Origin of the sequence: Klebsiella sp. S69 (assembly GCF_016516145.1) — a bacterium.
In the GTDB taxonomy this organism is placed as follows: Bacteria; Pseudomonadota; Gammaproteobacteria; order Enterobacterales; family Enterobacteriaceae; genus Klebsiella; species Klebsiella oxytoca.
Window position 1 is genome coordinate 1 of sequence record NZ_JACVUU010000044.1, and the last position, 8,825, is coordinate 8,825.

The following is an 8,825-nucleotide window of genomic DNA, read 5'->3' on the forward strand; positions in this document are numbered from 1 at the left end:
ATCCGGCAGGTGACGGAATGTCACCCGCAGAACAATTTTATCTGTTAGCTGCCTGAAAAATAAGCAGCACACATTTTGCTGACATGCATACGCTAATGCGACAGAGCCGATAAAAATCGATGGTGCGGCCTTTGCTGTCAACAGCACGGTACAGATAAGCCCACCGGCCGTTAACCTTCACTTAGGTTTCATCGAGATGCCAGGAGCAGAACCCTGAAGGGTTACGCCAGTACCAACGCAGCCGTTTTTCCATTTCAGGCGCGTAACGCTGAACCCAGCGGTAAATCGTGGAGTGATCAACGTTGACACCGCGTTCGGCCAGCATCTCCCGCAGTTCACGGAAGACTATATCGCGTTCATGCCAAAACCGGATGTGAGAACAGCCCTGCAAAACCTTGCAGCAGCGTTCACGCATTACAATGAAAATCACCCGCACAGTGCGCTGGGATACCTCTCTCCACGAGAATACCGGCAGCAGCGGGCATCGTTAACTTAAGATACAAAAGCTGTCCGTAGATGGCGGGTCAAGATCAGTAGAGCACCGAAATATCAAACGCCGGATACGGCTGATGCGGTATTCAAATCGTTTCGCAGGGCACAAACGAAACCAGCGGGTATCAGGATAATACACATGATACGCAAAGTGCAACTTCAGCATTCTGCCGGCGACGGATTGTCACCGGTAGGACAATGTTACTTGCTGGCTGCCTAAATTATAGACAATGCATCTTTTTCCGACCTTTCTGTCGATAACGCGGCAGAACCCATTACTTCACGGTCAATCAACACCAATAAACTGGAGTCTTCTCGATATCACCAACTGTAATACATATGCTTTGCTTGTTCGCGAACCGAAGCTTCATCTTCTAACACGCGCGCTGCTACAGTAAAAGAAAAGTCAAAAATGTATCCAAACCCTTTACCGCTAATCAAGTTAGCGTCTTCGACTACGGCTGCATCAACATATTCTCCATCGTCCACTTTCTTCCATAAATCTCCCGAGCATACATAGCGGCGCCCCTTCAGCAAGCCGTTCGCCCCCAGAACTCTCGCAGCTGCTGAGCAAACCGGGCAAATTAGTTTACCCGCATTATCGTGCTCGACAATAAACTTCACTACTTCCTTGCTGGTAGCCAAATTTACGCTTCCTTGAGGGCCGCCGGGTACAACTACCGCGTCATACAGCACTCCGGCTCGTTCCGTTAGTGTGCAGTCCGTTACCATTGATATATCGTGATAGCTCACTACCGTACGTGACTTTGCACAAGATAGCAGCTCAACATCCACATTTAGGCGACGAAGAATATCAATGGCTACGATGGCTTCACCTTCCTCAAAACCAGGAGCAAGTAACACCGCAATTTTTTTCATTTTCTAATCCTAAGAATGTGCTATTAGCAATAAATATTAATAAGATAACGTTTTCAATTGTGACATCTCATGTAACGGAACAAGAAGCATGCAATAATGATTCCAATTGGTTTTGTTGCATAGATAGGATTTTCGGCGATCATCCCCTTAGCTGAATGGATTATCAGGCAATACGCACCCTTTACTGCATACCCGCTTTCGTCATTTTTTTCAGCGCCCGCGACATCGCCTGTGCTCAACCGAAAAGTTGCTTCACTCTGTACGTCTCCGTTTCCGTTATCGACCAACGGTTGTTTTTTCCAGAAAGCAACGGCCAGTTTCAGGGCTGCTTATCCAAAATATGATTTATTCAACAAAGCCAGTCTTTAGTTTAAACTATACTTGAAACCGACTCTGAGCTGATATTCGTTTTTTGTGTCATCACCATCTTTATATTTATCCATATAACCTAACTCAAAGAAAGGATAAAAAGAAGGTGTTGTTCTGAATGTGAATGAAAAATTATGTTGCAGCATATGGTTTTTACCATTGGCATATTTAAATTTATCCTTATGAGTTTTACTATAAAAAGTTGGATTATATTGAACCCAAAAATCCTTAGTGAAAATTTTGGTTAGATAAATATCAGCTCGATGTTCCGAAGAATCATCCCAATCACCTTGAAGCGTTTGTGAGTCATGATTTTGATGGTTATAGCGATAACGTAAAACAGTTCGCAGTGAGGGATCAAAGTGATAACCAATGCCTACATAAGGGTCAACTCGAGAACCAGCAGACTCCCAATGGAAAACAACCCCGGGCTCAAGCCAAAAATTGCTATCACCAAGTGGGAAGGGCTTATTGAACTCCATCTCTTCGTAACTACTTTTCCACTGATCTAAGTTTTTACCTAGATCAGCGTTTGTTTCAAAACTCCAGTACATTCTTGTTAATACACTATTAGTATCCTGCACAACGCCTGTCAGCATTAATCTTTGTAAAAAATGTTCGCTGGCCGTACGATATTGTGTGCGTGGTGCGAAAGAAACTGTTGTAAATGGTTTTTCTTTCGACTGTTCTGGCGTAGTTACATTACTATTAACAGCGCCAATACTACCGTAAGGTACTAATAGTGCGCTGAAAAATATCATCAACCTCATGTCTTTAAGTCGCATTGTATATCTTCCTTATTGAGACAGTATGATTCCGATTGCTATGATTTATATCTGAACACTGACTTTATCAACGAAACGACCTTTCCGGATAAAAAGTAATTACACAGTTAGAGACACATCAATCTGATAAAAGATAACGATTACTATTATGAGAAATCCCCAATCCTGACCTTAATCGACTAATTGCACACTCATGGGGACTCCTTATTATACACGAAAAATTATATATCCACTTTCCCTGCCAAACAGTTTCTTAAAAAATGAAAAGCGTGAAGAGAAAATTGCTTAAAACGTTAACAGCCACCGCCATTATTCACTACTACGCGTTATTGTAAAGCTTGGTTGGAATATAAAGTCACCAATAACTATTCCAGCACGAAGCTGCACGGGTAATCGCCTCCATCAGGAAATAATCACCCCAGGAACAACATTCATTAACACCTATATTTCCTTTAAGATGATAAACAGAGTGTTTTAATAAGCCTTCTCCCTCTTTGTGTTCAAGATTAAGATAACTGTCGAGCATCCGCTCAATCATTCGCAATGCCAGCGTCTCATAACTTTCACGATCGGGATGAATCGCCGGAAGCTGTTTTACCAGCTCTAGTAAGGCACATGCGAGAATCGCGCTGGCAGAACTGTCTCTTTCACTATTGGGATCAGTCAGTGCCAGATCCCAGTAGCAGATCAAGTCTTCTGGTAAACGGTTAATAAAATAGTTTGCCAGTGTCTGGCTTAATTCCAGCAGTTCCTCATCCCCGGTATAGAGGTAGTTCAGCAGAAAGCCATACACACCCCATGCCTGCCCACGCGACCAGCAGGAATCGTCGGAAAATCCCTGATGGGTATTGCCAAATCGTGGCTCTCCAGTATGAACATCCATAAAATAGGTGTGAAACGTAGAACCGTCCTCGCGCACAATATAGCGTTGTGCCTGTTTAATATGACTTTCTGCCGCTTGAGCATAACGTGGATCACCCGTTGTTTCGCTGGCCTGATACAACAACGGCAGATTCATATTGCAGTCAATAATCATCCTCCCCTGCTCTTCTGGGTTATCCAGCTCGCCCCATGCCTGAATAATTCCGCACTTGTCGTGGTATCGCTCCATTAAAACTTCTGCCGCCTGTTGTGCGATATATATCGCTTCTCGGTTATTGGTCAATTTACTGGCAGCCACGCAGGAAAGGCTATACAGAAACCCGAGATCATGGTGGTTAGTGTGGTCGCGCTTTGCGATACGCTCCCCAAAGGAACGAACATGCTGATCGGCTAACGCGTGATATGCAGCATTCCCTGTCCACTCCCATGCCAGCCAGAGTTGCCCGGTCCAGAAACTGGTCGTCCACTCCTGATTATCGATAATAGGATAGATACCATTTATACATGCCGCGCCTGGAAAACGCTGACCGAAAAAAGCGCTGTTGCGATCAATAGCATTTAGAATCACCGGAAACGCCTGACGGATTTTCTGTGCAATTGCAGCACGCTCGCCGCGCTCCAGCACAACAGGGATAATCGTTTCTTTACTGATAGATGTAGACATAATTCTCTCTTTTCATTACTTTAATGAATGGATTATTGCCCGTGGGCAGGAATGGATGCCTTTTTTTTATGCTGATAGCAGGGAGATAGCGTGATGGCGGAGATCCCGGTAAATATCAGTGCAATGACGCCCATAATTAGATAGGTGTGTTCAAAACCGATTCTCTGGTAAGCATAACCGGCTGGCGGTGCCACCACTATAGATCCGACATAAATCATGGCCTGATAACCCAGTAAATACATCGTGGCGTTGACGCGCTTATCGAAGTGTTCGGCGATATATTTGAACACCGAGACCAAAATTAGCGCAATTTCAATTCCATACAGCGGTTTCACCAGACAGATAATCAACGGGTCATCGGTTAAACCGGATATAATCAAACGCAAACTGATCACCAACCCTGTCAGGAGCATTCCCTGCTTAGCGCCGATGCGGTTAATGATGGCGGGTACCAGCATCATACCGAAAAACTCGGCGGCGGACTGCGCGGTACTCATGTAGCCAAACATGGCGTTTCCTTCTTCTTTAGTACTGAAGAAGGTGACGAAATAGCGAGAGAATTGCTGCTCTGCAATAAACATCATCCATGCCACGCCCGCGATATACAGAGAGAAGGTCCAGAATTTTTTATTGCGCAGCAACTGGAGCACATCGCCAATGACAATCTTTTCTTTCGATAAAACGTTATTTTCTTCTTGACCAAAGTGATCGACCTTCAGCGTCAGCAACACGGCAAACATGCACAGTGCGGAAATGGTACTGATAATAAAGTTGATTTTGGGGGAGATATTGTAGAGATAGCCGGAAAACGATGACGCTGTCGCCCAACCCAACGCCGCCCACATACGGATGCGGCCAAACTCCATGTCATACAGACGGCTGAAGCGGTCAACATAGGACTCTTCCGCCGCTACACCTGCATACCAGCCGAGACTGAAAAACAGAGCACCGACGATCATTCCGCTTACAAAATGGGTTTGCAGCAAGGGTAGATAGCACCAGATGTAAAACGGCGCCATCAGAGCCGAAACAATACAGACAAAATAGAGCAGGTGTTTTTTCATGCCCATCTTGTCCATGATGTAACCGTAAACGGGTTTAATAATAACCGCAAAAACGCCGTTAACGGCAAACACCGTGCCGATTTCCACGCCATCCAACCCGGCTTTATCCCCCAGCCAGATAGCATATAGGCCAAAACTAGCCGCCCAAGTAAAGGTAAACAGAAATACAAACAGACTCAGCTTTATGTAAGCCGATCGTGTTGACTGAACAGGGTTCATAATTATTTTCTCCGCATCAGCGTCAATTATTTTATTTCCAGCGTTTTTGAGTTCAGTGTCAGCACCTGATTGGCACGATCGAATGCCATGAACACCGTCGGTGGAAGCGACGGAGACATCGTGGCGTTAACGCTACAGGCCAGCCAGTGAGTTCCTGGCGTGAGCGTCGTGCTAAGACAGGGGATCTCTCCTGGAGAGGCATACAGAATGTTGCTGTTCGGCGGGGTAATGACGACTAACGGCTGGCGCTCAGCCAGCAAATCCTCAATTTGACACACGCCGGTGGAGGTACTGAGAGTCAGCTCGTTTTTTGCCATTCGGGCCGTAGTCAGATGATGCTGATTCACTGCGAATCCGCCTTCCACGCAATCGAGCAAACGTAGGGTTTCAACGCGATGCAGACGGACATGGCCCTGTTCATGCGGGATAAGCCAAGTAGTCACACTGACATCCGGCCAAGGACGCCAGACGCTTCGAATCCACGATTGTGTCATCTCCACAGCATCACATTCACGACGCCCACGCCAGTAACCATCCTGCTCGCTGAATATCAGCATCGAGTCGCAGGAAGCATGGTTCAGACCATACACAGCACGCTCGAGGGTGAAACCAAAGTGGCTGGAATAGGCAAACTTGCAGTATTTAGCGTCGAAATTGACGAAGTTATTGCGATCGAACTGCCCGGACATGAGCATCCAAACATGATGGTTATCATCGGCATGAACAATAAATTGCCCGGCTTCAAATATTGGGTGAATCGTCTCCAGTACGGGCAGCAGCGCGGGTTCCGCCTGCCAGAACGTACTTTCTTGCGGCAGCGCTAGAATCAACAATGCCTTACATGCCCAATACGGCGAACCGGGGCTGTTGTAATCCTCGGTCATCACCAGATTCGGATATGTATATCCAAGAGTGAATAAACCATCCGGGCCTATAAACGGTTGGCTAAGCCACCAGTCAATATGCCGCAAGACCAGTCCTTTAATGACCTGAACGCTAAACACATTCAGTCCGGTATACGCCACCGCACTCCAGAATGCGGCCTGTACGAAGCGATAAGTCAGGCTACGGCCAAAGGGGATCGCATTGCCCTCACAGGTAAAGTAATGGATATAGTCTTTCGCAAACTGACACGCGCGATGGCGATAGCGCTGGCAACGCACGGGGTCTGCATCCTTCATAAAGTGGCTATACAGCAGACTGTAAAAGTGAAAAGCACTGGAGATGTAATAGTCACGCGGCTTACCGGCACCATCGGCGTACCAGCCGTTGCCAAGCCAGAATGGTTCAATGGCATTTAGATGCTTATCAATCACCATCATGTCGTAATGCCGCCCAATACACTTTAACCCCACCTGTACCAGCACAGGAAAGAAGTGCCAATTGTTATCTGGGATCTGAATGTCAGCGCTTTGGCGTAACCAGTGCTCCAGATTGTTTTGCTCGTCGATGGTGAGCGCTGACCAAAGTCCCGTTCCAGGCAGCGCCAGCGCCAGGCCAAACGCAGCCATTTCGACGCATCGCTGATCGTTATCAGACAGATCGCCCCAGTAATCAGGATGTTCAGGATCGCAGCCGTGACGAATACCGTCGATAAATGTCTCACGAAAACCATCGGCTTCGTCACCACTCAGCAAAGGTGCTAACAGCCACAGCAGACGGGAGAAACCTTCCATTCCGGCTATATCAGCTGGATAGTGTGCGGACGTTTTTCCTGCGTCCAGACGCGTGTTTCCTCGGCTCAAACAGGGAATAGCTGACGCCAGCCACTGTTGTGCCAATTCGATGTATTCTTGCCTTTCCCTCATAATGAAACCTCGTTTCACTTCTAAAACATTGGACGCATAATAAGATTTCAGACATATAGACAAATGTGATGGTTGTCGTATTTTCGAACGACGCCGTAGGAAAATAACAATATTCACTCACTTTCAGTGACTAAAATTCGATTATAATAATAAAAGTTTAAGTTTATTCACATCGAGAGCGAGTTTGGAAAAATGCAGAGAACGGAAGACAGCCGCTATCTTGAGAATATCAACCTCAACGATAAGTCGATTTACTTTAACCGCATGAAGAATATGCCGGCCAACTACTACCACTGGCATCAGTGTGTGGAGATCCTATCAATTTCTCAAGGAATTGGCATCGCACTACTGGAACACCAACAGTACACCGTTAAACCGGGGCGGATTTTTATTTTCCCACCTGGAAAGTTACATAAGGTTTTTGTAGAGCAGGACTATCGAAATGTTTATCACCGTACAACGCTGCATTTTAATGCCTCAATTATTGAGCAGTACCTGCGAGATTTTCCGCGTCAGCAAATGTTGCTGCGTCATTTCTGTAGTCGGGGAGAAAAGGCGCGTGTATTTGATGTCGGTGACATGCAGCCAGTGATTGAAACGCTGCTGAGCCGCTTTGAAACTCTGCTAAATAGTAAAATGTTCAGCATCAGCGACAGCGCATTTCTCGTTATGCAGATTATCAGCCTGCTGCCACATCATGAGCAAGCGACAGGGTACAATACATTCTCTGTTAGCATTATCCGTTGGATAGAAACACATTATCATCAGCGCTGCTCGCTGGACGATATCGCTCGCGAGATGGACTGCTCACGTGGACATGTCTCACGCCGATTTCGCGAGGAAACAGGTGGCACGATTCAGGAGTATCTGATGATGCGGCGTATCCGGCAGGGATGTGAATTGCTGTTACACACAAACAGAACAGTGCGTGAGATTGCCGAACAAATTGGTTTCTCCGAGTACGCTTGGTTTATCACCTGCTTTCGCAAAAATATGGGAAAAACACCGTTGCAATATCGAAAAATTTATTCATCCGCGTAGTTTCCACACAAGAAGGCAGCTTGTTCTGCCACATTAAGGCCACGGGTTCTGTCGCATTAACGGAGGCAAGCCAGCAAAATCTGGCGTTGCCGATTATTCAGGTGACCAGTAAATATAACTGTTTCGCAGGTGACATTCCGTCGTCTGCCGTGTACTGATATTGCCCTTTGCGTATCATATGAATTAACTCAATATCGGACAGTATCGTCTGCGCCCTGCGAAACGCATTGAATCCCAGCATCGGGTGTACCCGACGTTTGATATTACGGTGATCCTGCTCAACCAAGTTGTTCAGGTACTTGCTTTGCCTGATGGCAATCATTGCCTCATCAGGTTTGTCGGCGTTCTGTAAGGCCAGCGCTGCGGCATTGGCGCCACTTTTGTAAGTATCCCGCATAATCGAGCCATTCACATTCAGGCGCTGGCGTTCAGCGGTAGTCAGACCGCCATCACCTGCACCGGCATCCCGCTCGTGCTGGCGCAGCCAGGCCCGCAGGGTATCGTAGGTACAGCCAATTTTGGGGGCAATAGAGAGAAGGGTCTCCCGTTTGGATTCGTATTCGCCGCGGTGCTCCCGGACCATTCTGATGGCGCGCTCACGCAGCTCGGGTGAGTAACGATT

7 protein-coding genes and 3 pseudogenes are annotated in these 8,825 nt (G+C 46.7%); 3 read left to right on the forward strand and 7 right to left on the reverse strand.

What is annotated here, in order from left to right:
* Positions 1-109 precede the first annotated feature (109 nt).
* A pseudogene (locus tag IAE27_RS28590) lies at positions 110-415 on the reverse strand (DDE-type integrase/transposase/recombinase); the annotation flags it as partial.
* Between IAE27_RS28590 and IAE27_RS28595 the strand changes: the two are divergent.
* Together IAE27_RS28595 and IAE27_RS28600 are read left to right on the forward strand one after the other, a co-directional pair.
* Positions 344-496: pseudogene (locus tag IAE27_RS28595) on the forward strand (integrase core domain-containing protein); the annotation flags it as partial. The pseudogenes IAE27_RS28590 and IAE27_RS28595 sit on opposite strands and share 72 nt — an antisense overlap.
* Positions 497-536: 40 nt before the next feature.
* Positions 537-712, forward strand: a pseudogene (locus tag IAE27_RS28600) (IS6 family transposase); the annotation flags it as partial.
* 101 nt (positions 713-813) lie between these two features.
* Here the strand turns inward: IAE27_RS28600 and IAE27_RS28605 are convergent.
* The 5 genes from IAE27_RS28605 to IAE27_RS28625 all read right to left on the reverse strand — a co-directional run bounded on the left by IAE27_RS28605 (position 814) and on the right by IAE27_RS28625 (position 7,162).
* The gene (locus IAE27_RS28605) at positions 814-1,371 is read right to left on the reverse strand and encodes a DJ-1/PfpI family protein (protein ID WP_200093301.1); all 558 of its coding nucleotides are present in this window, start codon (positions 1,369-1,371) and stop codon (positions 814-816) included.
* A 365-nt stretch (positions 1,372-1,736) separates the two neighbouring features.
* Positions 1,737-2,525 carry an oligogalacturonate-specific porin KdgM family protein gene (locus tag IAE27_RS28610; protein WP_200093303.1) on the reverse strand — a complete coding sequence of 263 codons (789 nt, stop codon included), beginning with the start codon at positions 2,523-2,525 and terminating at the stop codon, positions 1,737-1,739.
* Between the two features lie 355 nt (positions 2,526-2,880).
* Positions 2,881-4,071 (reverse strand): glycoside hydrolase family 88 protein, encoded by a 1,191-nt coding sequence (locus tag IAE27_RS28615; RefSeq protein ID WP_200093305.1) that lies wholly within the window; start codon positions 4,069-4,071, stop codon positions 2,881-2,883.
* A 32-nt stretch (positions 4,072-4,103) separates the two neighbouring features.
* Positions 4,104-5,354, reverse strand: coding sequence for an oligosaccharide MFS transporter (locus IAE27_RS28620; RefSeq protein WP_227685331.1), 1,251 nt, complete (start codon positions 5,352-5,354; stop codon positions 4,104-4,106).
* A 26-nt stretch (positions 5,355-5,380) separates the two neighbouring features.
* Entirely contained in the window at positions 5,381-7,162 is a 1,782-nt protein-coding gene (locus IAE27_RS28625) for a DUF2264 domain-containing protein (RefSeq protein WP_227685332.1), read from the reverse strand.
* Between the two features lie 192 nt (positions 7,163-7,354).
* On the opposite strand from IAE27_RS28625, the gene IAE27_RS28630 reads away from it, so the two are divergent.
* A complete protein-coding gene (locus tag IAE27_RS28630; RefSeq protein WP_200093307.1) occupies positions 7,355-8,203 on the forward strand; it encodes an AraC family transcriptional regulator in 849 nt (282 codons plus the stop codon).
* A gap of 97 nt (positions 8,204-8,300) precedes the next feature.
* Here IAE27_RS28630 and IAE27_RS29785 read toward each other — a convergent pair.
* Positions 8,301-8,825 (reverse strand): DDE-type integrase/transposase/recombinase (locus IAE27_RS29785; RefSeq protein WP_227685333.1); only part of this gene is annotated, 525 nt, incomplete at its 5' end.